This is a genomic window from Pseudomonas sp. GW821-FHT01E10, from assembly GCF_059422365.1.
Window position 1 is genome coordinate 87,508 of sequence record NZ_JBWKWT010000007.1, and the last position, 22,592, is coordinate 110,099.

The following is a 22,592-nucleotide window of genomic DNA, read 5'->3' on the forward strand; positions in this document are numbered from 1 at the left end:
CTCATCACCATATTCCAACGAGGACTCACCCCCATGCTATGGAAAAAAGGCCGACGCAGCGACAACGTGGTCGATGCCCGTGGCGATGATGTCGGCGGTGGGGGTGGCGGGATGCGCTTCGGCGGGGGCAAGGGCCTGAGCCTGACCGCGATCCTGTTGATCGTCGGGATCGGCTGGATCACCGGCCAGGACCCGATGCAGATCCTCGGTCAATTGACCGGACAAATGAGCGAGCAATCGGCTCCGGCCACCACCCACACCCGCAAGGCACCGCCGGCCAATGATGAAAACGCCGAATTCGTGCGCTCGATCCTCGGCGACACCGAAGACACCTGGGGCCAGATTTTCCAGCAGGCCGGTCGGCAATATAAAGACCCGACCCTGGTGCTGTTCAGCAATCAGGTGAACTCGGCGTGCGGATTGGCGACATCGGCGACTGGTCCGTTCTATTGCCCGGCAGACCAGAAGGTCTACCTGGACATGGGTTTCTTCCAGGAAATGTCCCAGCGTTTTTCCGCCGCAGGTGATTTCGCCCAGGCCTACGTGATCGCTCACGAAGTCGGACACCACGTGCAGACCTTGCTCGGCGTTTCGGCGAAGATTCAGACCGCCCGGCAGCAGGGCCGGCAAATGGAGGGCGACGGTGGTTTGCTGGTGCGTCAGGAACTGCAGGCCGATTGCCTGGCCGGGGTCTGGGCCAACATTGCGCAGAAGCGCCTGAACTGGCTGGAACCCGGTGACATCGAAGAAGCCTTGAACGCCGCCAACGCCATCGGCGATGACCGCTTGCAGCAGCAAGGTCAGGGCCGCGTGGTACCGGACTCGTTCACTCATGGTACGTCAGCGCAAAGGGTGCGCTGGTTCAAAGCCGGATTTGCACAAGGCCAGGTTGGCCAGTGCGATACCTTTGCCGCGAAGAATCTGTAATGCACAAGTGGTTGTTAGCTCTGTTGATCACCTGCACAAGCGCCCAGGCTGCCGAGCAGGGGGTCAAGGAGATCAGTTCCGGGCGCCTGCTGTTGAGCGCCGGCGAAATCGCGGTGGGCATCGGCCCGACACCGGCGAAGAATATCGAACGAGTGCTGATCATCATTCATGGTCGTTTGCGCAACGCTGAAACCTACCGCCAGAGCGCCGAGCACGCGGCCCAGCAAGCCGGGCAAAGCGATAACACCCTGGTGCTCGCCCCACAGTTTCTCAATGAAACCGACATCGCGAGCCACCCGGTGCCTGACAGCGTTTTACGCTGGCACGGCAATGACTGGATGGCTGGCGGGTTATCCACCGCGCCGTTTACGCTGAGCTCCTACGCGGCGCTCGACGAAATCATCGCTCGCCTGGGTGATCGGCGACAGTTTCCGGACGTGAAGCAAATCGTCATTGCCGGTCACTCGGGCGGCGCCCAGGTAGTTCAGCGTTACGCCATGTTGAGCCACCCTCAGCCAGCCCTCGACACAGCAGGGGTAAAGGTGCGTTATGTGATCGCCAATCCTTCGTCGTATGCCTATTTCAATGAGCAACGACCAGTGGCGTTCAGTCACGCGGGGTGTCCGAACTTCAATCGCTGGAAGTATGGGCTGGCGGACTTGCCCGCCTATGCCAATGGGCAAACGCCTGCGCAGATGGAAGAAAACTACGTCAAACGCGACATCGTTTATTTGCTCGGGCAGCAGGACATCGACCCGAATCACCCGGCGCTGGATAAAAGTTGCGAAGCCAAAGCCCAGGGCGCTTCTCGTTTGATTCGCGGGCGCAATTATTTCAATTATCTGAAACGGCGCCATCCTCAAGGGTTGAGTCAGCAGCTGATCGAAGTGCCCGGCGTCGGGCACAATGGGGACGGGATGTTTACCTCGCCCGAGGGGCAGAAGGCGTTGTTCGGGCAGTGAGTTTTGGGGCGTCTGATCGGACGCCCAATCTCTCAAGCCGAAAGCAGCTGCCGCAATTCCACGCAATCGCGCGCATGCCAATCAGTCAATTCCGGCCACGGATTATCCGGCAGGTTCACCAACACCGTCCGCGTCCCCGCCGCCCGGCCGCAATCCAGGTCGAAGCGGTAATCACCGACCATCACCATTTCACTCGCCGGCACCTTCCAGGCCTCGGCCAGTTTCAGTAAACCACCGGGATGCGGTTTGGGCGGCGCTTCATCGCGGCCCAATACATCCTCCACCGCAAAGCAATCGGCCAGGCCAATCGCCTCCAGCGTGACATGGGCCAGCTCACGGGCATTGCGCGTGAGAATGCCCAGGCGATAGCCACGCCCGGCCAACTCACGCACCAGTTCCACCGCACCCGGCGCCGGTTTCGAACCCCGCGCCAGATCCCGCTCATGCTCCAGCAGCCACGCATGTTTGGCCGCCGCTTCTTCGGCCGGCAACGCCGCGAGGTGGGTCAGGATGTCGTGCTCTGCAGGAATCGCCAACGCCACGCGGATCGCCGCGAAGTCATGCACGGCCACGGTCAGGGTGCCGTCCATGTCGAACACCCAGTGCCGCACTTCGGCCAGGCTCATATCCAGTCCTTGCGATGACGAATCAGGCCTTCCTGAGTGACCGAGGCCACCAGTTGCCCGGCACGGTTGAACACGCTGCCACGGGAGAATCCACGCGAGTTACCGGCCCACGGGCTGTCCATGGCGTACAGCAACCAGTCATCGGCGCGCAGGTCGGCGTGGAACCACAACGCATGATCAAGGCTGGCGACCTGCATGTCTTTCTGCCAGACCGATTTGCCATGGGGCAGCATCGAGGTGGTCAACAGGCCGAAGTCCGACGCATAGGCCAGCAGGTATTTGTGCAGCGCTGGAGTGTCAGCCAACGCACCATCGGCGCGGAACCAGACGTATTTGACCGGATCGGCAGGCTGCGGGTTGTAGGGGTCTTTTTCGGTCACCGGCCGGAATTCGATCGGTTTCGGGCACAGCAGTTTTTCGCGCATGTGCTCCGGGATCAGGTGTGCGCGCTGCTGAGTGAGTTCCAGCTCCGACGGCAGGTTCTCCGGGCCGACCACTTGCGGCATTTGGCTCTGATGCTGGAAGCCCTCTTCGTCGTACTGGAACGAGGCGCTGCAGGTGAAAATCGGGTTGCCCTTCTGGATCGCCGTCACCCGGCGCGTGCTGAAACTGCCGCCATCGCGCACCCGATCGACCTGATACACCACCGGCAACTTCGCATCGCCCGGACGCAGGAAGTAACCGTGCATCGAGTGCACATGGCGTGTCTCTTCGACTGTCTGACTGGCCGCCGACAGGGACTGGCCGAGCACCTGGCCGCCGAACAACTGACGGAAACCCAGGTCCTGGCTGCGGCCACGGAACAGGTTTTCTTCAATCGGTTCCAGGGTCAGCAGGTCTACCAGATCTTCCAACACTTGGCTCATTCAGACTCTCCTCACACAGAGCAATAATGCCGCGCAGTCTTGGCTGCGGCGGTCGATTCAGTTTATGGCCCGGCTCAACATGAGGGCCATTGTAAACGTCCGTGCCTGCTTATCCATGCAAGGTTTGCAGCCATTGCTCACGGGTGATGCGATACAACACGTGCGGGCGCAGCGGATGATCCTCTGCAAGCCGCGGGTGCTCGAAGTCATCGGCGGGGGCATGGTGCATGCCGATCGCCTGCATGACTTTTTGCGAAGGCAGGTTGGTTTCGGTGGTGAACGCCACGACCTCTTGCAGCGCCAAGCGATCAAACCCGCAACGCAGAGCGGTCCATGCCGCCTCGCTGGCATAACCCAGGCCCCAGTGCTCGCGCGCCAGGCGCCAGCCGATTTCGATGGCTGGCGTGAACGGTGCGTCAAAGCCGACCACACTCAGCCCGGTAAACCCGATGAACGCTCCGGTGTCCTTGCGCTCCAGTGCCCAGAGGCCGAAGCCATACTCGGCAAAATGCCCGCGAACCCGCCCTATCAGCGAGGCACTTTCCAGCCGACTCAAGGGCGCCGGAAAATAACGCATCACCTGTGGATCGGCGCACATCGCCGCAAACGCCGGCAAATCCTCATCGCGCCACTGCCGTAATGACAGTCGCGCGCTTTCGAGTTCCAGTATCGGCTCCATCGTGCCCCTCCCCTCGGTTTCCATGCCGCAAGTCTACATCGCTGGTAGGATCGTTCACTCATTCCTACATGCTTCCCCGATAAATCAGCCATGCCCCTGCCCCTGATCTACCACGAAGACTACAGTCCCGAGTTCCCGGCGGATCACCGCTTCCCCATGGACAAGTTTCGCCTGCTGCGCGATCACCTGGTGGACAGTGGCCTGACCCGCGACGCCGATCTGCTGCGCCCGGACCTGTGCCCGGCGGATATTCTCGCCCTCGCTCATGACCCTGCGTACATCGAACGCTACATGGGTGGCGAGTTGTCCCGCGAAGACCAGCGGCGCCTCGGCCTGCCCTGGAGCGAAGCACTGGCCCGGCGCACCGTGCGGGCGGTCGGCGGTTCGCTGCTGGCGGCCGAACAGGCGCTGGAACATGGCTTGGCTTGTCACCTGGCCGGCGGCACGCACCACGCGCATTACGATCACCCTGCCGGGTTCTGCATCTTCAATGACCTGGCGGTGATCAGCCATTACCTGCTGGAAAGTGGCCGGGTGAATCGGGTGTTGATCTTCGATTGCGATGTGCATCAGGGCGACGGGACTGCACGAATCCTGCACAACACCCCGGAAGCGGTGACCGTTTCCCTACACTGCGAAAAGAATTTTCCTGCACGCAAAGCCGAAAGCGACTGGGACATCCCGTTGCCGATGGGCATGGGCGACGCCGATTACCTGAAGGTGGTGGACGATGCGCTCAACTATTTGCTGCCGCTCTATCAACCGGATCTGGTGCTGTACGACGCCGGTGTCGATGTGCACAAGGACGACGCCCTGGGTTATCTGAAGCTGACCGACGAAGGCGTCGCCGCTCGTGATGAAAGCGTGATGCGCCATTGCCTGGGCCGGGATATTCCGGTGGTCGGCGTGATCGGCGGCGGCTACAGCAAGGACCGCAAGGCTCTGGCGCGCCGTCATGGCATCCTCCATCACAGCGCCCAACGGGTGTGGCAGTCATCAGGTTGTCATTGATGTGTGAGTCTTTACCCACAATGCCTGTGGAACCGCCTGTGGATAACCTGAGTGAAAGGGCCTGCAGCCCATGCGGGGTATAGGTTACAGAGCGGTGGTTGTTTTTTAACCAGCCCTCGAATCCTCCCACAGGGAGCAGGGCTGGTAGAATGCGCGGCTTATTCCGCCACGCCGCAGCTCTCGCCATGACCCAGCCCTCCACTTCCCTCCCCCCTCACGTCGCCATCATCGGCGGCGGCCCCGCCGGCTTGATGGCGGCTGAAGTGTTGAGCCAGGCCGGGATCAAGGTCGACCTGTACGACGGCATGCCTTCAGTGGGGCGAAAATTCCTGCTCGCCGGGGTCGGCGGCATGAACATCACCCACTCCGAGGCCTACCCGGCATTTCTCTCACGCTATGCCGAACGGGCGCCGCGGATCGCCCCGCTGTTACGCTCGTTCGGCGCCGAAGCCTTGTGCCAATGGATTCATGACCTGGGCATCGAAACTTTTGTCGGCAGCTCCGGCCGGGTGTTTCCCACCGACATGAAAGCCGCGCCCCTGTTGCGTGCCTGGCTCAAACGCCTGCGCGATGCCGGCGTAGTTATCCACACCCGCCATCGCTGGCTCGGTTGGGATAACAACGGTGATTTGCTAATCGACAGCCCCGAAGGCGAAAAAACCGTTCACGCGGATGCGAGCCTGCTGGCACTCGGCGGTGGAAGCTGGTCGCGTCTCGGCTCGGACGGTGCCTGGATGCTGCCGCTGGAACAGCGCGGTGTAGGGCTGGCGCCATTGCAACCGAGCAATTGCGGCTTCGAGGTGCAGGCCTGGAGCGAATTGATGGTCAGCAAATTCGCCGGCAGCCCGCTGAAAAACATCGCCATCGGCCTCAATGACGACGTACCGCGACTCGGCGAGTGTGTGATCACTGCCACGGGAATTGAGGGCAGCTTGATCTACGCCCTGTCGGCAGCGATCCGCGAAGCGATCAATCAACATGGCTCGGCAACCGTTCACCTCGATCTGTTGCCGGGCAAGCCTGTGGATAAAATCCAGGCGGCGCTGAGCAAACCGCGCGGCTCACGCTCCATGGCCAAACACCTGCACAGTCAGCTTGGGCTAGATGGCGTGAAAGCAGCATTGTTGCGGGAATTGACACCGGCTGACTGTTTTGCCGATCCGGCCCTGCTGGCCAAAGCAATCAAGGCATTGCCGCTGACGCTGGTGAAAACCCGGCCATTGGACGAAGCCATCAGCAGTGCCGGTGGCGTGATGTTCGAGGCGATGGATGAACGTTTGATGCTCAAGCAACTACCCGGCGTGTTCTGCGCAGGGGAAATGCTCGATTGGGAAGCGCCGACCGGCGGCTATCTACTGACCGCGTGTTTCGCCAGTGGGCGAGCGGCGGGGTTGGGGATGGTGGAGTGGTTGAAGCACCGACACTGATCGTTCCCACACTGCGTGGGAACAATCTTCAGAGGATCAAGGCTTACGCTTACGCGGCCCGGTATTGAACACCGGCACTTTACGCACCGGCTTGATCGAAGGCTCCGGCGCCGACGCCTCACCGCTCTCGACCCATTTACCCAGGTTGCGCTTGCCGCCACCAGAGGTTTTGGGCTTCTTCGGTTTTTTCGGCTTCTTGATCACCTGACCGCTGGCATCGGTATCCGGCACGCGGTGTTCAGGTTCGAAGTCCGGCTCCATCTGGCGAGTCAACGTCTGACGGGTCAGCATCTCGATGGCTGACAGTTGATTCACTTCATCAGCGCAGACCAGCGAAATAGCCTGCCCGGTTGCGCCCGCACGGCCGGTACGACCGATGCGGTGGATGTAGTCTTCTGCCACGATCGGCAGGTCAAAGTTGACCACCAATGGCAAATCTTCGATATCCAGGCCACGGGCAGCCACGTCGGTGGCCACGAGGATCTGCACTTCGCTGGCCTTGAAGCGATCCAGCGCCCGCTGGCGAGTTGCCTGGGGTTTGTCGCCGTGGATGCCGTCGGCATTGACGCCCAGGCCCTGGAGTTTTTCCACCAACGCGTCTACGCCGTTACGGGTCTTGGCGAACACCAGCACCTGCTTCCACTTGCCCTTGCGCATCAAGTGAATGAACAGCTCCGGCTTGCGCTTTTTATCCACCGTCACCACCCATTGCTTGACGGTGTTGGCGGCCACGTTACGCGGGCTGACTTCGATGCTCAGCGGGTCGTTGAGCATTTGCCCGGCCAGCATGCGGATCGCATCGGAGAAGGTCGCGGAGAACAGCAGCGTCTGACGTCTCGAGGGCAGGGCTTTATAGATATTCCCCAGCTCCTCGGAAAAGCCCAGATCGAGCATGCGATCGGCTTCGTCCAGCACCAGGGTTTGCAGCTGGTTGAACTTGAGCGCGTTCTGACGGAACAGGTCGAGCAAACGGCCCGGGGTCGCCACCAACAGGTCGACGCCTTTGCGCAGTTTCATCATTTGCGGGTTGATGCTGACGCCGCCGTACACCGCGTAGGTGCTCAACGGCAGGTTCTCGGCATACTGGCGCACGGCTTCGTGAACCTGTTCGGCCAGTTCGCGGGTCGGCACCAGAATCAGCGCGCGCACGGAGTTGGCGCTGACTTTCGGCCCTTCCATGGCCAGCAATTGCAGCAGCGGCAAGGCGAAACCGGCGGTTTTGCCGGTGCCGGTCTGGGCCGCGGCCATCAGGTCGCGACCGGCCAGCACCGCCGGAATCGCTTGCGCCTGAACCGGCGTCGGGGTCTGGTAGCCGAGCGTCTCGAGGGCGCGCAGCAAGGGTTCGATCAGGCCAAGGGTGGCGAAAGTCATGGGAGTACCGTAGGAAAATTCAGCGCGATTGTGCGAAACAAGTGTGCAATGGCGCGCAGTTTACCCTAATTCGCTCGGGATTCTGTCGGCACCACTACGGCAGGGGCCGACCGATCCGTGCCACGGCGCCACTGCGGCATCCCGATCAACACCACGGCACTGATGATCACCGCCATGGCCAGCGCTTCCTCGACACCGATGGTCTCGCCAACGAATACGATCCCCAGCAACACCGCCACCGCCGGGTTGACGTAGGCATAACTGGTGGCTGCGGCCGGCCGCACGTGTTTCAACAGGTACATGTAGGCGTTGAAGGCGATGATCGAACCGAAGAGGGTCAGGTACGCCAGCGCCGCCCAGCCTTCGATCGGCGGCAGACTTTCCAGACGCTCGCCACTCACCGCACTGCCGATCAGCAACACCACGCCGCCCACCAGCATTTCCACGGCACTGGCCATCGCGCCCTGAGGCAACGGCAAGTGTTTGCTCCACACCGAGCCGAAGGCCCAGGACGCCGCCGCGAACACCAGCAACGCTGCGCCCAACGGGCTCGATTGCAGGTTGGAGCCGAGGTTGAGCATGGCAATACCGATCAGCCCAAGCACAATCCCGGCCCATTCGAGACGGGTATTACGCGCGCCCCAGAAATATCCGCACAACAAGGTAAACAGCGGCACCGTCGCCACCGCCAACGCGGCCACGCCAGAGGCCACGCCCGTGTGTTCGGCGACGCTCACCGCACCGTTACCGCATGTCAGCAGCAAAATCCCGATGATCCCCGCCGCTTTCCACTGTGCCCAGGTCGGCGCCGGCGCCCCGCGCCAGCGCAGGTACGCGTACATCAACGTCCCGGCGAGCACGAAGCGGATACCGGCGAGCAACAACGGCGGCCAGTACTGCACGCCAATGCGAATCACCAGGTAGGTCGACCCCCAAATCACGTACAACGCGAAAAAAGCAGCGATCAGCGGTAAGGAAAAACGGCGTAGACCAGACATGGGCAGCTCGATGAACAAGACAAGGAGAGCCGCTATTCTAGAAAGGCCAACAGCGGAAAATAAGCTACAAAACCTGTTTATAGCGCCGGTACACTTTTCAAAACACGGAGTTCGACGCTATAAACCGTGCTTTCGAAAGTCAGTCATTTTTCAGGTAGGCCACGATGGACAAATACGACCGCATGCTCCTCAGCGCCCTGTTGGAAAACGGTCGTGCGTCCTACGCCGATCTGGCGCGCAAGGTGAACCTGTCCGCTCCGGCGGTGGCCGAACGCGTTGCCAAACTTGAAGCCTGCGGGGTGATCACTGGTTACCAGGCGAAAGTCGACCTGTCCAAAATCGGCCTGCCGATCCAGTGCGTCATCGAACTGCGCCTGAACCAGCACGGTAATCAGAAAACCTACGACGAACTGATCAAAATCCCACAGCTCACCGAATGCCATCGCGTCACCGGCGATCCGTGCGTGATCATGCAAGCGGCGGTGGGCTCGATGCCGGAGCTGGAAGAGTTGATCAACCGGATCGCCACGTTCGGGTTCAGCAAGACCTCGATTGTGTTGTCGAGTGCCATCGAAAAGCGCGTGCCGTTGGGTCAACTGGAGGGGAAATAGTGAGGCGACTGACGCCTTCGCGGGCAAGCCTCGCTCCTACGGTTTTTGAGGCGACCCCAATGTCGGGGCGCCCATAAATCCGTAGGAGCGAGGCTTGCCCGCGAAGAGGCCAGTAGAAACACTACAAGACCTTAAAACCCGCGATACCGCTTCAAATGCTCATTGATCTTCGCCGCCGGTACTTTCTGCAGGCTGCACAACAGATCATGGGACAACTCGCGCAATCCATGCTTTTGCCGCAGCTCTTGCGCCAGATGCGCCGTCAGGTTGGCGGCCATTTCCGCATCGGCCATGGCCCGGTGAGCCTTGCCGGTATTGGGCAGGCTGGCGAAGGTGGTGAGGGTGCCGAGTTTGTGGTTCGGCGCAGCGGGCATCAGGCGGCGGGCGAGTAACAGCGAGCAGGCAAAGTTCTGCAAGCGTGTACGTTTGATTCGCCCAAGCTCGTAGTCCCAGAACTTCTGGTCGAACGCAGCGTTGTGCGCCAGCAGCGGCGTGATGCCGACGAATTCGTTGACCTCGTTCATCACCTGCTCGGCCGAGGGGGCGGTGCGCAGCATGGCGTTGCTGATGCCGGTCAGTTGTTCGATGAACGCCGGCACCCGCACGCCGGCATTCATCAGGCTTTGGTAACGCTCGACGATGCGCCCCTGTTCAAGAATCACCACGGCAATTTCCGTGGCCCGGCAGCTGCTGCTCGGGGAGATCCCGGTGGTTTCAAAGTCGATGACTGCTATGCGTTCCAAACCTGTTTCAACTCCGTAAAAATCAATTCTTGAGCAGCAACGCGCCTTCGATCGGTACGTAACGACTGGCGGCGCGGATCAGCGAGTTGGCCGTCAGGCCCGGCACGCCGTAGGCCACCGCCTGCACACCGTGCTTGGCGATGATGCGCTCCAGCAGCATGTCGAAATCACCGTCGCCAGAGGCCAGCACCACTTCGTCGACATGATCGGCGGCGTCCATGATGTCGAGGGTGATGCCCACGTCCCAGTCGCCTTTGGCCGAACCGTCGCTGCGCTGGATGTAGGGCTTGAGCTTCACGACGAAGCCGAGGTTGCGCAGGATCTGCTGGAACTGCTGCTGTTTGCTGTCGCCACGATCGATCGCATAGGCATAGGCCTCGACGATCTGCCCCTGCTTGCTGACGTCAGCCCACAAAGCGGCGTAGTTGAAGTGGCAACCATAGGCCTGACGCACGGTGTAGTAGAGGTTCTGGACATCGGCGAACACTGCGATTTTTTTCACCGTACATCCTCTCTGCGCGTTGGCGCGCGGGGTCGTGGCGCACAGGCGCGCGGGCTGGATCAGGCTCCAGGCCCGAAAAGTCGCCCAGTATGCCAGCCAGAAGGATTGTTCCGCGAATAATCGGCCGTGTGGCGAGGGAGCTTGTCGGAACGCCGCAGCGTCCCGCTAGGGTGCGAAGCGGCCCCCTTGCTTTGAAACCCAAGGGGCCTGCTACGCAGTCCAGCGGGAGCAAGCTCCCTCGCCACAGATGTGTCAGATGAAGGAGTCGTCGTCATCGCCGCCGAAGAACGATGAACTGTCATCATCGTAATCCGCGTCGGTGAAACCGCCCTGATCGCTGGAGTTGTCAGCCACGCGCTGATCATTGCCCCAACCGCTGCTATCGCTCTGATCGTTGACCTTGGCCGGTTCTTCCTTGATGACTTCAACCACTTCCGGCTGCTGATTGTGATGGAACAGGCTGCTGATGCCTTGCGCCAGCATCACGCCACCGGCCACACCCGCTGCCGTTTTCAATGCACCGCCGAGGAAACCGCTGCCGACAGGCTGTTGCGGTGCGTAATTCTGCTGAGGCGGCGCTCCGAAACTCTGCTGAGCAGGCGGTGCACCGAAGTTTTGCTGCGGCTGCGAGTTGAACGACGGCCGTCCTGGTTCACGCCAGCCGCCATTCGAGGGGGCTGCGCTTTGAGTCGGCGCAGGCTGCGGATCACGGGAAGCGCCGCCGAAAATGCTCGACAAAAAGCCGCCGCTTGGCGCCGGCGCCGCTGTCTGCGCCTTGGCCTGTTGCAGTTCGGCCTGCAATTGCTGCACTTGCTGGGTGAGTTGCTTGTTCTGTTCGTCGAGGCTCTTGATGGCTGCCTCTTGCACCAGAATCGCCTGGGTCATGAAATAGCCCGCCGCTGGCTGGCGAGTCAGGTGTTCCTTGATCCGCGTCTCGGCCTGGGCGTCGCGCGGGGCTGAGTCCGTTTCGGCCTGTTGCAGCCGGGAAAACAGTCCATCGATCAGGGTTTGTTCTTCGCTGTTCATGGCGACCTCGTAGATTGCCGGGAATATCAGTGCCCTCACCCACAGTGGATAAGGTGCTCACCAGTAATGGGGCTGATACAGGATGTTTCAATGACCTTTACCGAACGTTTACGTTTGTGCCCCGAAGGGGTTGATCGGTTAAAGTGAGGCACTGCTTTCAACCTGCGATACCGACTGATGAATTCGTTCGATGTACTGCGTGACTCTCTGTATTTTTTCAAGCGCAATCTGGGCCAGATCGTGCAGCTATGCCTGCCGCTGGTGATTGTCGAGGCGCTGCTGCAACAAGTGGTCGACCGCTCCACCGGGCCGGACAGTTTCGCCGGCATCAGTGTAATTGTCGGCTTGCTGGTGTATCCGCTGTACACCGCCGCGCTGATCCTGTTTCTCGATGCCCGCAGCCGAGGAGAATCGCCGCGTACCCGCGACCTGTTGGCAGCCGCGGCGACCCTGTGGCCGCGCTTCGCCGTGCTGACCGCCCTTAATACCCTGCTGATCCTGATCGGCCTGTCGCTGTATTTCCTGCCGGGCATCTGGCTGATGGTGACGCTGGCGTTCGGCGAGTACCTGTTGGTGCTGCGCGGCCTGGCACCGCTGGCGGCGATGAAGGAAAGCCTGCGCATGACCCGCGGGCATTTCATACGCATTCTGGTGTGCATTCTGTGCGTGATGGGCCCGCTGTGGGTGCTCAAGGGAGCGACGCTGGCGGTTTACCCTGACCCGCAGAACCCGGTGATCTCGCTGCTGATCGACAGCGCCCACAGCTTCCTGCAGCTGTTCACCAGCGTGGTGCTGTTCCGTTTGTTCATGCTGATCGCCGATGCACCCGAGAAATCTGATGAGCGGCTCTGACCGCTCTACCCTTGGGCTTTGGCGCTGCTCTCGGTTATGCTCGGGGTCAATCTTGTAACGCGATAAGCCGAGCTATGCCCCGTCTACTGCGCTACACCCTGCTGGGCCTGCTGATCGCCATCAGCCTGATTGCAATGCTGATCTACAGCCTGACCTGGCGCCCCGACGCCAAGGAAGCGCTGCCGGTCAGTTGCAACGCCCAGGCGCCGACGCTGGTGCCCGGTCAGGCGTTGAAGGTGATGACCTGGAACGTCCAGTATCTGGCCGGCAAGCGCTACGTGTTCTGGAACGACCTGGCCGCAGGAGACGACGAATCCCCTACACCTGAAGACATGGCCTTCAGCCTCGACGAAGTGGCGCGGGTGATTCGCGACGAGCAACCGGACATCGTGCTGTTGCAGGAACTCGATGACGGTGCCAAGGCCAGCGACTACCAGAACCAGTTCAAATTACTTCAGGATCGGGTCACCGACCTGTATCCGTGCACCACTCAGGCCTTCGACTGGAAAGCCGACTTCGTACCTGAACCCCACATCTTCGGCAGCGTTGGCCGGCAATTGGCAACCCTGAGCCGCTACCGGATCGAACACGCCGAACGCCTGCAATTGCCGGTCGCGCCGGCCAATGTCATCAGCCGTCAGTTCAAGCCGAAAGACGCCTTGCTGGTCACGTACCTGGCATTGAACGACGGTGGCCAGATGGCCGTGCTCAACACCCATCTGGACCGCACCAGCCAGCTCGACGATACCTTGCAATCCCAGGTGACCGCCGTGGCCAAGGTGCTCGACAAGTTCGAAAGCCAAGGCACGCCGTGGTTGATCGGTGGAGATTTCAACCTGTTGCCGCTGGGCCAGTATCAACGCCTGCCCGCCGAGCAACGCACGCCCTACTCTGCCGACAGCGCGCTGCATGTGCTGTGGGACAAATACCCGATGATCCCCACCAACAACGAAGCCAGCGGTATCGACCGGGCACAATGGTTGACCCATTACCCGAATGATCCCGGCTTGAACGGGCCGGACCGGACCGTCGACTACCTGTTTTACAGCCCTCGCATCAAACGGGTCGAAGCGCGGGTGCGGCAGGACGATACGTTGCGCATTTCCGATCATTTGCCGGTGATTGCGCGGTTTCTGTTGCCGGCCGTGCCATAAAACACCTGTGGCGAGGGAGCTTGCTCCCGCTCGACTGCGCAGCAGTCGTAAACCGATTGACACCACTCACCTGAAAAATGATGTGACAGAATTTGGGGCTGCTTTGCAGCCCAACGGGAGCAAGCTCCCTCGCCACAAAAATCCGTGCCCTACTTACGAGGCTTAACCCGCGCCGTCGCCTCGGCCACCAGCGGATCATCCGGCCAGTAGTGCTTCGGATACCGCCCCTTCAAATCCTTCTTCACCTCGGCATAGGTGCTGCGCCAGAAGTTCGCCAGGTCCTGCGTCACCTGCACTGGCCGCCGCGCCGGGGACAACAGATGCAGTTTCACCACTTGCCGGCCGCCGGCAATCCGCGGAGTCTCGGCCAAGCCGAACAACTCCTGCAACCGCACCGCCAGAATCGGTGGCTGTTCACTGTAATCCAGACGAATCGATGAACCCGACGGCACACTCAAATGATGCGGCGCCAGCTCATCCAGCCGTTGCGGCAACGGCCACGGCAGCAGGTTGTGAACGATGCTCGACAGGTCCAGATTGGCGAAGTGACTGAGCCGCGAGACTTTCCCCAGATAGGGCATCAGCCAGTGTTCGAGGCTTTTGAGCAATGTTGCGTCGCTGACATCCGGCCATTCGCTCTCGCCTTTACCCGCGAGATCCAACTGCCGCAACAACGCCACCCGCGCCTGCCACTGACGCAGCTCTGGCGTCCAGGGCAACAGCTCCAGACCTTTGCGCCGCACCAGATTCACCAACGCCTGACTGCGAGCACTTTCATCGAGCCCGGTCAGCGGTTCGCGGCTGAGGATCAACTCGCCGACCTTGCGCTGACGCTCGGCCCGCAGCACACCTTCGCGCTCATCCCAATCCAATTGATCGACACACCGCACCTGTTCGGCCAGCACCGAATCAAACAGCGCCGGATCAAAATCCGTCGCCAGATAAATCCGTTCTTCACGCTGGCCCTGACGACTGCCCAGATCGGCGATCACCAGCCACGGTTGCTTCATCAGGCTGTCCGCCTCGGCAAATAGCGCCGCACGACCGTTGGCCAGGCGATACTCCGCGCCACCGGCCCGCCGCTGTTGGGCGACCCGATCGGGATAAGCCAATGCCAGCAGCGCACCGAGCCAACGCGGATGTTCGGGGTCGCTGACCGGCTCCGACGCTTTGCCGCGCAAATAACCGCGATACTGTCGCGCCAGCTGCCGAGCTCGTTGAACACCGCCCTGCGCACCGCGAGCGGCCCGTTCTTCACCGGATAACAGCACCAGTCGGCTGTGCAGGTCCGCGCCAGCACCACGCAAGATATCGCGCTCACCAAGCAGCGCCGCGACATCGCAGGCCATGTCGGCCAGGCCGAGCGCCTGGCCACGCAACAGCAAATGGGCGATTCGTGGATGGGCCGGCAGTTCGGCCATGGCCTGACCGTGACGGGTCAGCGCTTCGCCCTCCAGCGCGCCCAAGCGCTCAAGCAGATCCTGGGCCTGTGCATAAGCCGCCGCCGGAGGAACATCCAGCCAGACCAACTGCCCCGGCGTCACGCCCCAACGACCGAGTTGCAAGGCCAGCCCGGCAAGGTCCGCCGAGAGGATTTCCGCACTGGCGTAAGCCGCCAGTTGCTCGTGTTGATCCTGCGACCACAAGCGATAACACACGCCGGGCTCCAAACGCCCGGCCCGGCCTGCGCGCTGCGTGGCACTGGCTTTGGAAATCCGTTGGGTATCCAGGCGAGTCATGCCGCTGCCGGGGTCGAAGCGCGGCACGCGCGCCAACCCGGCATCGATCACCACGCGCACGCCATTGATGGTCAGGCTGGTTTCGGCGATGTTGGTGGCCAGCACCACTTTGCGCTTGCCCGCAGGCGCCGGGTCAATCGCCGCCCGCTGCGCCGCCAGGTCCAGTTCGCCGTGCAGCGGGCACAGCAATACCGGCGTGCCCTCGCCCAAGGCATCGGCCAATTGTTGATGCACCCGCCGAATTTCCGCCTGCCCCGGCAGGAACACCAGCAGGCTGCCGGCTTCATCGTTCAGCGCGTCGAGGATGGTCTGCACCACCTTTGGCTCGATGAACTCACCGGGCTGAAACGGCCGGCCCCAGCGCATCGCCACCGGGTACATGCGACCTTCGCTGCGCAGGATTGGCGCGTCATCCAGTAACCCGGCCAGGCGTTCGCCTTCCAGGGTTGCCGACATCAAGAGGATCTTCAGCGGTTGATCGTCGCGGAACAGCTCCCGGCCATTCAGGCTCAGGGCCAGCGCCAGGTCGGCATCGAGGCTGCGCTCGTGGAATTCATCGAAAATCAGCAACCCCACGCCTTCCAGCGCCGGGTCATCCTGCAGGCGCCGGGTGAGGATGCCTTCGGTGACCACTTCGATGCGGGTATTGGGGCCGACCTTGCTGTCAAGACGAATGCGATAACCCACGGTTTCGCCGACCTTCTCGCCCAATTCACTGGCCAAGCGCTCCGCCGCCGCCCGCGCTGCCAACCGGCGCGGTTCGAGCATTAGAATGGTCTGCCCGGCCAGCCACGGCTCATCGAGCAAGGCCAACGGCACCCGGGTGGTTTTACCGGCACCGGGCGGTGCTTCGAGCACGGCTTCGTGGCGTGTAGCGAGGGCTTCACGCAGGGCGGGTAAAACTTCATCAATTGGCAAAGAAATCATGCTGGCTCCCAAACAGAGGGCCGAGTATAACGGCGTTCAGCGCGGTCCTAATTCATATCGACGATGCTTCGTTTCCAGATAACCCAGGAGATTTCAAATGCGTGCTCCCTTTCGCTTGATCGGCGGTGTATTGATCGCGTCCTTGCTGACCCAAATGACCGCCTGCGGTTCGATTTTCTACCCGGATCGTCGCGGCCAGATTGACGGCAAGATTGACCCGGCCATTGCCGCGCTGGATGCAGTGGGCCTGCTGTTCTATATCATCCCCGGCCTGATCGCCTTTGCAGTGGACTTCACCACGGGTGCCATTTACTTCGAGCCCGGCCGGACCGCCCAGGTGGCGCCGGAAAAACTCAAGGAAGCCATCGGCGCCGACGGCAAGGTCGATAACCACAAGTTGCAGACTATTCTCGAAAGTGAACTGGGCCGCAGCTTCCCGCTGGACGATCCGCGTCTGATCCAGCACAAGGGCAGCGCCCAGCAACTGGCTATGTTCGGCCTGCAACCGGCTGCATAATTCGTGCATTTGAAGGAACCACAGCACTGATGACGACCCCTACCGACCACGCCCGCCTGCTGCGGCTGGCGACGCGCGCCTCGGTGGCGGTCGCGTGCATATTGATCATCGCCAAAGCCATCGCCTGGTGGCTGAGCGGCTCGGTGAGCATGCTCGCCGGGTTAACCGACTCGGCACTCGACGGCATTAGCTCGCTGCTCAACCTGATGGCCGTGCATTACGCCTTGCGCCCGGCCGACGATGATCATCGATATGGGCACGGCAAGGCCGAATCACTGGCGGGCATGGCTCAGGCGCTGTTCATTGGTGGCAGTGCCGTGCTGATTTCCCTGCAGGCGATCGAACGGTTGAAACATCCGGAACCGATAGGCGCAGCGTGGCTCAGTATCGGGGTGATTGTGTTCTCCCTCGTCCTGACCGTGGCCCTGCTGATGTTGCAGCACCGGGTAATCAAGGCTACCGGCTCCAACGCGGTGAGCGCCGACTCCTTGCATTACCGCTCGGACCTGCTGCTCAACGGCGGCATTCTCGTAGCGCTGGTGCTGGCAGGGTTTGGCTGGCAGCAAGTCGACCCGTGGTTCGGCCTGGGGATCGCTGCTTACATCCTCTGGAGCGCGATTCAAATCGCCCGGGATAGTTTTGCAGTGCTGATGGATGAAGAATTGCCGACCGATGTCAGCCAGCACATGCTCGAACTGGCCTGCAGCGTACCCGGCGTTCTGGGTGCCCACGACTTGCGCACGCGGATTTCCGGCAACCAGTGGTTCGTGCAATTGCATCTGGAATTGCCGGGGGACTTGACCCTGTCAGTCGCCCACGGCATCAGCGATCAAGCCGCCGATGCGATTCATGCCGTCTACCCGCGAGCCGAAGTGCTGGTGCACGCCGACCCGCAGGAAGTGGTAAAGACCGCCAAGGCTCAGTAACTCACCTGATAACCGCGACTGCTCAGGCAGTTGCCCTGGGCCTGTCGGTAAACTTGCACCACCGACGGATCCGGTCGGTAGGTGGCAGTACGTGGATCGAAACCGCTCTGTTGCACGGCCCAGCGATAACATTCATAAGCGTCCCGGCTGACTTCCTCCGGCGACTGGCCGTTGGCCGGATACGCCACCACGTCATAACCATTGCTCACCGGTGGCGGCTGCACAGGAGGGTCGACCACGACGTAATCCTGAGTGTTCTCCTGATAGGCGTAATATGCGCCGGCCGCCAGGAACAACAGCGTGCCGCCGATCCACACTTCACGGGCGTAATCGGGCAAGTAGCTGACGCGAATCCCGCGAGGCGGCTGAACCACCACATAACGCGGGCCTTGCGGGCGATACCAGTAGCCACCGGAATAGAAATAATCCTGGCCACGATACGGCACGCGGAAGTGACGCTCCTCCGGGAAGCGGTCGATCACGTACCCAGGACGATACTGCGGGCCGGGGCCCCAGCCTGTGCCGTGCCCCTCCGGACGACCGGGCCAGCGACGGTCATCGTGACGCGGCTCCCGCCCCCCGGTCTGCCATGGCTGGTTGTGATTGTTACGCCACGGTTCGTCCTGATAGTAGCCACGCCGCGGTTCCTGGGTCTGGCGCACGGTATCGGGCCGACTCTGGATTGGCAGATTATTACTCGGTTGTTGCGGCGCTCGCTCCTGAACGTTTGGATCGTGTAGCGGACGGTTCTGCCACTGGCCACCCTGAACGCTGGAGTCGTGCGGCGTACGGTTCTGCCACTGGCCGCCCTGATTGTTGGACTCGTGCGGCGCCCGGTTCTGCCACTGGCCACCCTGATTCTGGTCGTGGCGCTCAAATTGGCGGCTGTTGTCGCCACGAATGATTTCGGTGTTCTGCGGGTGTGGCTGATTGCTGCCGCCACGGCCCTGGCCCTGTTCATTGCCCCGATGATCAGGCCCACGCTGCCCGCCATCGGGGCCGCGGTTCTGTGGTTCATCGGCAAGCGATTGTGCAGTGACACTTACACACAGCAAACCAACACCGGCCAAACGCCAGATGCGCGATTTCATGCTTTTCCTCACGGCGGGTTAGGGCCTGTACGTAAGACTGGGAAAGCGCAGGCCGGTTCTGCAACAGGTTATCAGTCACGTAACTTTTTTATTGAGCGGCTTTTTATTAAGGGCATGCCAAATTGCGGGCAAGAAAAAAGGGAGACCCGTCGGCCTCCCTTTGAGAACTTCGTCCGTGCTCGACGCTTATGACGTCGGCTCACCTCACGCCGTCTTCTGGACAGTGTGTAGCTCGGGGGCCGACGCATCCCCGGTGGGGGTGGCGACCGCAGCTGGCCTGATTGGGCGAGCCGCACTGGACTGTTTGTCCGAGCAGTGATTCTGGTGATAAGAATAGGCCCGGAGCACCGACAGAGGATTGCGAAGATTGCTCAAATAAACATCACTTGCGCAATTTTTAACTCAGGATAGATAATCTGCCGCAATAGTTATGACAAAGGCCTGATTGATGAGCAAACTCGACCGATACGACCTGAGTATTTTGGCGGAATTACAGCGCGACGCGCGCATCTCCAATCAGGAGCTGGCCGAACGCATCGGCCTGTCGCCTTCGCCTTGCTCGCGACGGGTCAAGCAACTGGAAGACGACGGCTACATCTCCCGCCAGGTCGCCTTGCTGGACCGCAAGATGCTCGGCCTGAGCCTGACCGCCTACGTGCTGATCGGCATGGACCGCCATACACCCGAGCGTTTCGAGAACTTCGAAGCCGCCATTCGCACATTACCGCAAGTGCTGGAATGCAGCCTGGTGACCGGGATGGATGCGGATTATCAGCTCAAGGTGGTGGTGCCGGACATGGATCACTATCAGAAGCTGCTGCTGGGGCATCTGACCCGGATTGAAGGGGTGACGAGTGTACGGTCGAGTTTCGTGTTGAACCAGGTGCTTAACAGCACGGAGTTGCCTTTAACTCATTTGCGCAGCTGAGAATGCTTTGTGGCGAGGGAGCTTGCTCCCGCTCGGCTGCGAAGCAGTCGCAAAACCAGTGAACGCAGTGTGCCAGATTAAACCCGGTCGCTGATTTTGGAGCCGCTTCGCGCCCCAGCGGGAGCAAGCTCCCTCGCCACAATCCGACGCAGGTCAATACCCCGCCAATCCCCCTTGGCGTATACTCCTCCCGCCTTTTTAGCCCCGCCCGCGCTGGAGATGTTCAATGGATCCTGCTGTTTTCGAAGAGTGGATGATGACTGGCCTGGTCAGCATCCTGATCATTTTCATGGGTTTCATCGTCTGGGATCTGGCAAAAAAATCCAAAGCCGGACGCTTCGGCTCGTTCATTCTGTTCTTTGTGCTGGGGTTGGGTGTGGCCGCATTCGTGATCAAAAGCGTGGTCATCGGCCTGATCGAATCCGGCACGCTATAAACGCGCCGGCACTTCCTTCCACTGTCCCTGATCGAGCCCTTCGATCGACCAGTCACCGATTTTGACCCGCACCAGGCGCAACGTCGGCAAGCCGACCGCCGCGGTCATGCGCCGCACCTGACGGTTGCGCCCCTCGCGAATCACCAATTCCAGCCAACTCGTCGGCACGCTTTTGCGAAAGCGCACCGGCGGGTTGCGTGGCCACAGTTGCGGCTCATCCAGTTGTCGCGCTTCGGCCGGCAAGGTCATACCATCGTTCAGCTCGACGCCCTCGCGCAAGCGCTGCAACTGCTCGGCGGTTGGCTCGCCTTCCACTTGCACCCAGTAAGTCTTGGCCAATTTGTGTTTCGGGTCGGCAATCCGCGCCTGCAGCTGGCCGTCGTTGGTCAGCAGCAACAAGCCTTCGCTGTCGCGGTCCAGCCGTCCTGCCGGGTAAATCCCCGGAATCTCGATAAAGTCCTTGAGCGTCGCCCGCCCTTCGCCGTCGCTGAATTGCGTCAGCACATCGAAAGGTTTGTTGAACAGAATCAGCTTCGGCTCGGCCGGGGGCGCTTTGGCGATACGGCGCGGGGCGGAAGAAGATGACACAGGCTTCACGCCAGGGCGGCGGGAAACGGGACGTTGAGGACGGGACATGGCGAGAAGAACATCTAACGGTCAGGGCTGCTAATGCTAGTGCCCCAACCGTCAAATGACCATGAGAACAATCAGCGGAACGGCGGCTCGTCGAAGCTGCGCAGTTTGCGTGAGTGCAGCGAGTTGAGCTCGGTGCGCAACAGATCCACCGCCTCGATGCCGATCTTCAAGTGCTGGCTGACCGCGCGCTCATAGAACGCGTTGGCCGACCCCGGCAGTTTAATTTCGCTGTGCAGCGGTTTATCCGACACACAGAGCAACGTGCCATAGGGCACCCGCAAGCGATAACCCTGGGCCGCAATCGTGCCGCTTTCCATGTCCACCGCCACGGCGCGGGACAGGTTGATCAGCGGACGCTCCTGCGCCCAGCGCAGCTCCCAGTTACGGTCGTCGTAGGTCAACACGGTGCCGGTACGCAGGCGTTTCTTCAGTTCGTCGCCCTTCTCACCGGTGATGTTGGCCGCCGCTTGCTGCAACGCCAACTGCACTTCGGCCAAGGCCGGAATCGGAATGTTCGGTGGCACCACCCGGTCGAGAATCCCGTCGCGACGCATGTAAGCGTGTGCCAGCACGTAATCGCCAATGGTCTGCGACTGACGCAAGCCGCCGCAGTGGCCGATCATCAGCCAGCAATGCGGACGCAGCACGGCCAAATGGTCGGTGATGTTCTTGGCGTTGGACGGGCCGACGCCGATGTTCACCAAGGTCACGCCATGGCCGTCGCTGGCGATCAGGTGATAGGCCGGCATCTGGTAACGATGCCAGACCACGCCAGCGGCAATCGCCGAGGCTTCGCCGTGGTCCATGCCCTTTTCGATGATCACGTTGCCCGGCAACACCATGCGTACAAAACGCGGGTCTTTGCGCAGTTGTTCCAGGCCATGAACGATGAACTGGTCGACGTAACGGTGGTAGTTGGTCAGCAGAATCCACGGCTGCACATGCCGCCAGTCGCTGCCGGTGTAGTGCACCAGTCGGCGCAGGGAGAAGTCCACCCGCGCGGCATCGAACAGGGCCAATGGCAGCGGATCGGTGTTTTCCCAATCGTACAAGCCATCAGCGATGCCATCGGTGGCGGCCGACAGATCCGTACTCGGGAACACCCGCGCCAGTACCGCCGCCGTAACGCCAGAGCCGGCCAGTTCATCGCCCTGCTCGACCACATACGGATAAGGAATGTTTTGCTGGCTGACGCCGACTTCCACGGTCACGGTGAAGTCGTGCATCAACGGAACGAGTTGCTCCAGCAGGTATTTGCGAAAGGCTGCCGGATGAGTGACGGTGACGCTGTAGGTCCCCGGCAATTGAACCTTGGCATAGGCGCGAGTGGTCTGTGGGACTTCGCCCTGGCAGAGGTAGGTCAGACGCAACTCGGGATAACGAAACAGGGCACGCTGTTCAGCGTCCGGCTCGACGCGATCCTTGAGATAACGCTTGAGCGCTTGATTCAGCGCTGTGGTTGCACGCTCGTGCAAGACAGCAAGCCGATCAACGGCTTGCTCGGCGGTTTGAACGACAATAAACGCTTCGGTCACGATCAGCTTCCTGTGTTCTGGCTTGCAGACCTTCATCTTGCCTGCATCATCGCTTCACGGGAACAGTGAAAAAAGATCGTAGCCTTCGGCAACTCCTACAGA

At 61.1% G+C, this 22,592-nt stretch carries 23 protein-coding genes; 11 read left to right on the top strand and 12 right to left on the bottom strand.

Annotated elements, in window-relative coordinates; all coding sequences use genetic code 11:
* Positions 1-33 precede the first annotated feature (33 nt).
* Together ypfJ and AC07V0_RS14950 are read left to right on the top strand one after the other, a co-directional pair.
* Positions 34-927: a KPN_02809 family neutral zinc metallopeptidase gene (ypfJ, locus tag AC07V0_RS14945; RefSeq protein WP_018925794.1), complete on the top strand. Its 894-nt coding sequence runs from the start codon at positions 34-36 to the stop codon at positions 925-927.
* Positions 927-1,889, top strand: coding sequence for an alpha/beta fold hydrolase (locus AC07V0_RS14950; protein WP_086945923.1), 963 nt, complete (start codon positions 927-929; stop codon positions 1,887-1,889). The genes ypfJ and AC07V0_RS14950 overlap by 1 nt, the downstream gene beginning before the upstream one ends.
* A 32-nt stretch (positions 1,890-1,921) precedes the next feature.
* On the opposite strand, the gene AC07V0_RS14955 is transcribed toward AC07V0_RS14950, so the two are convergent.
* From AC07V0_RS14955 to AC07V0_RS14965, 3 genes are all read right to left on the bottom strand, one after another.
* On the bottom strand, positions 1,922-2,515 hold the full coding sequence (locus tag AC07V0_RS14955) for an HAD family hydrolase (protein WP_086945924.1): 594 nt from the start codon (positions 2,513-2,515) through the stop codon (positions 1,922-1,924).
* On the bottom strand, positions 2,512-3,381 hold the full coding sequence (gene tesB, locus AC07V0_RS14960) for an acyl-CoA thioesterase II (protein WP_086945925.1): 870 nt from the start codon (positions 3,379-3,381) through the stop codon (positions 2,512-2,514). The genes AC07V0_RS14955 and tesB overlap by 4 nt, the downstream gene beginning before the upstream one ends.
* Positions 3,382-3,490: 109 nt before the next feature.
* The gene (locus tag AC07V0_RS14965) at positions 3,491-4,060 is read right to left on the bottom strand and encodes a GNAT family N-acetyltransferase (protein WP_019581317.1); all 570 of its coding nucleotides are present in this window, start codon (positions 4,058-4,060) and stop codon (positions 3,491-3,493) included.
* 90 nt (positions 4,061-4,150) lie between these two features.
* Between AC07V0_RS14965 and AC07V0_RS14970 the strand changes: the two genes are divergently transcribed.
* The gene (locus tag AC07V0_RS14970; protein WP_018925789.1) at positions 4,151-5,071 is read left to right on the top strand and encodes a histone deacetylase family protein; all 921 of its coding nucleotides are present in this window, start codon (positions 4,151-4,153) and stop codon (positions 5,069-5,071) included.
* A 185-nt stretch (positions 5,072-5,256) separates the two neighbouring features.
* The gene (locus tag AC07V0_RS14975) at positions 5,257-6,498 is read left to right on the top strand and encodes a TIGR03862 family flavoprotein (RefSeq protein WP_176393362.1); all 1,242 of its coding nucleotides are present in this window, start codon (positions 5,257-5,259) and stop codon (positions 6,496-6,498) included.
* A gap of 36 nt (positions 6,499-6,534) precedes the next feature.
* Here the strand turns inward: AC07V0_RS14975 and rhlE1 are convergent, their stop codons facing one another.
* Positions 6,535-7,869 (bottom strand): RNA helicase RhlE1, encoded by a 1,335-nt coding sequence (gene rhlE1, locus AC07V0_RS14980; RefSeq protein ID WP_086945927.1) that lies wholly within the window; start codon positions 7,867-7,869, stop codon positions 6,535-6,537.
* 65 nt (positions 7,870-7,934) lie between these two features.
* The gene (gene yedA, locus AC07V0_RS14985) at positions 7,935-8,867 is read right to left on the bottom strand and encodes a drug/metabolite exporter YedA (protein ID WP_086945928.1); all 933 of its coding nucleotides are present in this window, start codon (positions 8,865-8,867) and stop codon (positions 7,935-7,937) included.
* A gap of 164 nt (positions 8,868-9,031) precedes the next feature.
* On the opposite strand from yedA, the gene AC07V0_RS14990 reads away from it, so the two are divergent.
* Positions 9,032-9,478, top strand: coding sequence for an Lrp/AsnC family transcriptional regulator (locus AC07V0_RS14990; protein WP_018925785.1), 447 nt, complete (start codon positions 9,032-9,034; stop codon positions 9,476-9,478).
* 131 nt (positions 9,479-9,609) lie between these two features.
* Here AC07V0_RS14990 and AC07V0_RS14995 read toward each other — a convergent pair whose 3' ends face one another.
* The 3 genes from AC07V0_RS14995 to AC07V0_RS15005 form a co-directional block, all read right to left on the bottom strand.
* Complete coding sequence (locus AC07V0_RS14995) at positions 9,610-10,221, bottom strand: 3'-5' exonuclease (protein WP_018925784.1); 612 nt, start codon at positions 10,219-10,221, stop codon at positions 9,610-9,612.
* 22 nt (positions 10,222-10,243) lie between these two features.
* Positions 10,244-10,723 (bottom strand): LabA-like NYN domain-containing protein, encoded by a 480-nt coding sequence (locus AC07V0_RS15000; protein WP_018925783.1) that lies wholly within the window; start codon positions 10,721-10,723, stop codon positions 10,244-10,246.
* Positions 10,724-10,975: 252 nt separating this feature from the next.
* A complete protein-coding gene (locus tag AC07V0_RS15005) occupies positions 10,976-11,749 on the bottom strand; it encodes a DUF2076 domain-containing protein (protein WP_028938848.1) in 774 nt (257 codons plus the stop codon).
* Positions 11,750-11,926: 177 nt separating this feature from the next.
* Here AC07V0_RS15005 and AC07V0_RS15010 point away from each other — a divergent pair, with 177 nt between their 5' ends.
* Both AC07V0_RS15010 and AC07V0_RS15015 read left to right on the top strand, forming a co-directional pair.
* Complete coding sequence (locus tag AC07V0_RS15010; RefSeq protein WP_064620561.1) at positions 11,927-12,601, top strand: YciC family protein; 675 nt, start codon at positions 11,927-11,929, stop codon at positions 12,599-12,601.
* Between the two features lie 74 nt (positions 12,602-12,675).
* A complete protein-coding gene (locus AC07V0_RS15015) occupies positions 12,676-13,755 on the top strand; it encodes an endonuclease/exonuclease/phosphatase family protein (RefSeq protein WP_086945929.1) in 1,080 nt (359 codons plus the stop codon).
* Between the two features lie 149 nt (positions 13,756-13,904).
* Here AC07V0_RS15015 and hrpB read toward each other — a convergent pair whose 3' ends face one another.
* Positions 13,905-16,421, bottom strand: a complete 2,517-nt coding sequence (gene hrpB, locus AC07V0_RS15020) for an ATP-dependent helicase HrpB (protein ID WP_086945930.1) — start codon at positions 16,419-16,421, stop codon at positions 13,905-13,907.
* A gap of 97 nt (positions 16,422-16,518) precedes the next feature.
* On the opposite strand from hrpB, the gene pmcY reads away from it, so the two are divergent.
* Both pmcY and AC07V0_RS15030 read left to right on the top strand, forming a co-directional pair.
* Entirely contained in the window at positions 16,519-16,938 is a 420-nt protein-coding gene (pmcY, locus tag AC07V0_RS15025) for a periplasmic Zn2+ metallochaperone PmcY (protein ID WP_018925778.1), read from the top strand.
* A 29-nt stretch (positions 16,939-16,967) separates the two neighbouring features.
* Positions 16,968-17,864 carry a cation diffusion facilitator family transporter gene (locus tag AC07V0_RS15030; protein ID WP_018925777.1) on the top strand — a complete coding sequence of 299 codons (897 nt, stop codon included), beginning with the start codon at positions 16,968-16,970 and terminating at the stop codon, positions 17,862-17,864.
* Here AC07V0_RS15030 and AC07V0_RS15035 read toward each other — a convergent pair.
* On the bottom strand, positions 17,858-18,955 hold the full coding sequence (locus AC07V0_RS15035; RefSeq protein WP_086945931.1) for a DUF6515 family protein: 1,098 nt from the start codon (positions 18,953-18,955) through the stop codon (positions 17,858-17,860). The genes AC07V0_RS15030 and AC07V0_RS15035 overlap by 7 nt on opposite strands.
* A 448-nt stretch (positions 18,956-19,403) precedes the next feature.
* Between AC07V0_RS15035 and AC07V0_RS15040 the strand changes: the two genes are divergently transcribed.
* Positions 19,404-19,883, top strand: a complete 480-nt coding sequence (locus tag AC07V0_RS15040; protein WP_007937367.1) for an Lrp/AsnC family transcriptional regulator — start codon at positions 19,404-19,406, stop codon at positions 19,881-19,883.
* 226 nt (positions 19,884-20,109) lie between these two features.
* Entirely contained in the window at positions 20,110-20,319 is a 210-nt protein-coding gene (locus AC07V0_RS15045) for a DUF2788 domain-containing protein (RefSeq protein WP_007937369.1), read from the top strand.
* Here AC07V0_RS15045 and AC07V0_RS15050 read toward each other — a convergent pair.
* Both AC07V0_RS15050 and amn read right to left on the bottom strand, forming a co-directional pair.
* A complete protein-coding gene (locus AC07V0_RS15050) occupies positions 20,314-20,880 on the bottom strand; it encodes a pseudouridine synthase (protein ID WP_173861150.1) in 567 nt (188 codons plus the stop codon). The two genes, AC07V0_RS15045 and AC07V0_RS15050, sit on opposite strands and share 6 nt — an antisense overlap.
* 146 nt (positions 20,881-21,026) lie before the next feature.
* Positions 21,027-22,526, bottom strand: a complete 1,500-nt coding sequence (amn, locus tag AC07V0_RS15055; protein ID WP_168206186.1) for an AMP nucleosidase — start codon at positions 22,524-22,526, stop codon at positions 21,027-21,029.
* Positions 22,527-22,592: the final 66 nt, after the last annotated feature.

Bases quoted from the DNA above. Each gene is read 5' to 3' on its own strand.
- ypfJ (WP_018925794.1), top strand. From the start codon at position 34: ATGCTATGGAAAAAAGGCCGACGCAGCGACAACGTGGTCGATGCCCGT.
- AC07V0_RS14950 (WP_086945923.1), top strand. From the start codon at position 927: ATGCACAAGTGGTTGTTAGCTCTGTTGATCACCTGCACAAGCGCCCAG.
- AC07V0_RS14955 (WP_086945924.1), bottom strand. From the start codon at position 2,515: ATGAGCCTGGCCGAAGTGCGGCACTGGGTGTTCGACATGGACGGCACC.
- tesB (WP_086945925.1), bottom strand. From the start codon at position 3,381: ATGAGCCAAGTGTTGGAAGATCTGGTAGACCTGCTGACCCTGGAACCG.
- AC07V0_RS14965 (WP_019581317.1), bottom strand. From the start codon at position 4,060: ATGGAGCCGATACTGGAACTCGAAAGCGCGCGACTGTCATTACGGCAG.
- AC07V0_RS14970 (WP_018925789.1), top strand. From the start codon at position 4,151: ATGCCCCTGCCCCTGATCTACCACGAAGACTACAGTCCCGAGTTCCCG.
- AC07V0_RS14975 (WP_176393362.1), top strand. From the start codon at position 5,257: ATGACCCAGCCCTCCACTTCCCTCCCCCCTCACGTCGCCATCATCGGC.
- rhlE1 (WP_086945927.1), bottom strand. From the start codon at position 7,869: ATGACTTTCGCCACCCTTGGCCTGATCGAACCCTTGCTGCGCGCCCTC.
- yedA (WP_086945928.1), bottom strand. From the start codon at position 8,867: ATGTCTGGTCTACGCCGTTTTTCCTTACCGCTGATCGCTGCTTTTTTC.
- AC07V0_RS14990 (WP_018925785.1), top strand. From the start codon at position 9,032: ATGGACAAATACGACCGCATGCTCCTCAGCGCCCTGTTGGAAAACGGT.
- AC07V0_RS15005 (WP_028938848.1), bottom strand. From the start codon at position 11,749: ATGAACAGCGAAGAACAAACCCTGATCGATGGACTGTTTTCCCGGCTG.
- AC07V0_RS15010 (WP_064620561.1), top strand. From the start codon at position 11,927: ATGAATTCGTTCGATGTACTGCGTGACTCTCTGTATTTTTTCAAGCGC.
- AC07V0_RS15015 (WP_086945929.1), top strand. From the start codon at position 12,676: ATGCCCCGTCTACTGCGCTACACCCTGCTGGGCCTGCTGATCGCCATC.
- hrpB (WP_086945930.1), bottom strand. From the start codon at position 16,421: ATGATTTCTTTGCCAATTGATGAAGTTTTACCCGCCCTGCGTGAAGCC.
- pmcY (WP_018925778.1), top strand. From the start codon at position 16,519: ATGCGTGCTCCCTTTCGCTTGATCGGCGGTGTATTGATCGCGTCCTTG.
- AC07V0_RS15030 (WP_018925777.1), top strand. From the start codon at position 16,968: ATGACGACCCCTACCGACCACGCCCGCCTGCTGCGGCTGGCGACGCGC.
- AC07V0_RS15035 (WP_086945931.1), bottom strand. From the start codon at position 18,955: ATGAAATCGCGCATCTGGCGTTTGGCCGGTGTTGGTTTGCTGTGTGTA.
- AC07V0_RS15040 (WP_007937367.1), top strand. From the start codon at position 19,404: ATGAGCAAACTCGACCGATACGACCTGAGTATTTTGGCGGAATTACAG.
- AC07V0_RS15045 (WP_007937369.1), top strand. From the start codon at position 20,110: ATGGATCCTGCTGTTTTCGAAGAGTGGATGATGACTGGCCTGGTCAGC.
- amn (WP_168206186.1), bottom strand. From the start codon at position 22,526: ATGAAGGTCTGCAAGCCAGAACACAGGAAGCTGATCGTGACCGAAGCG.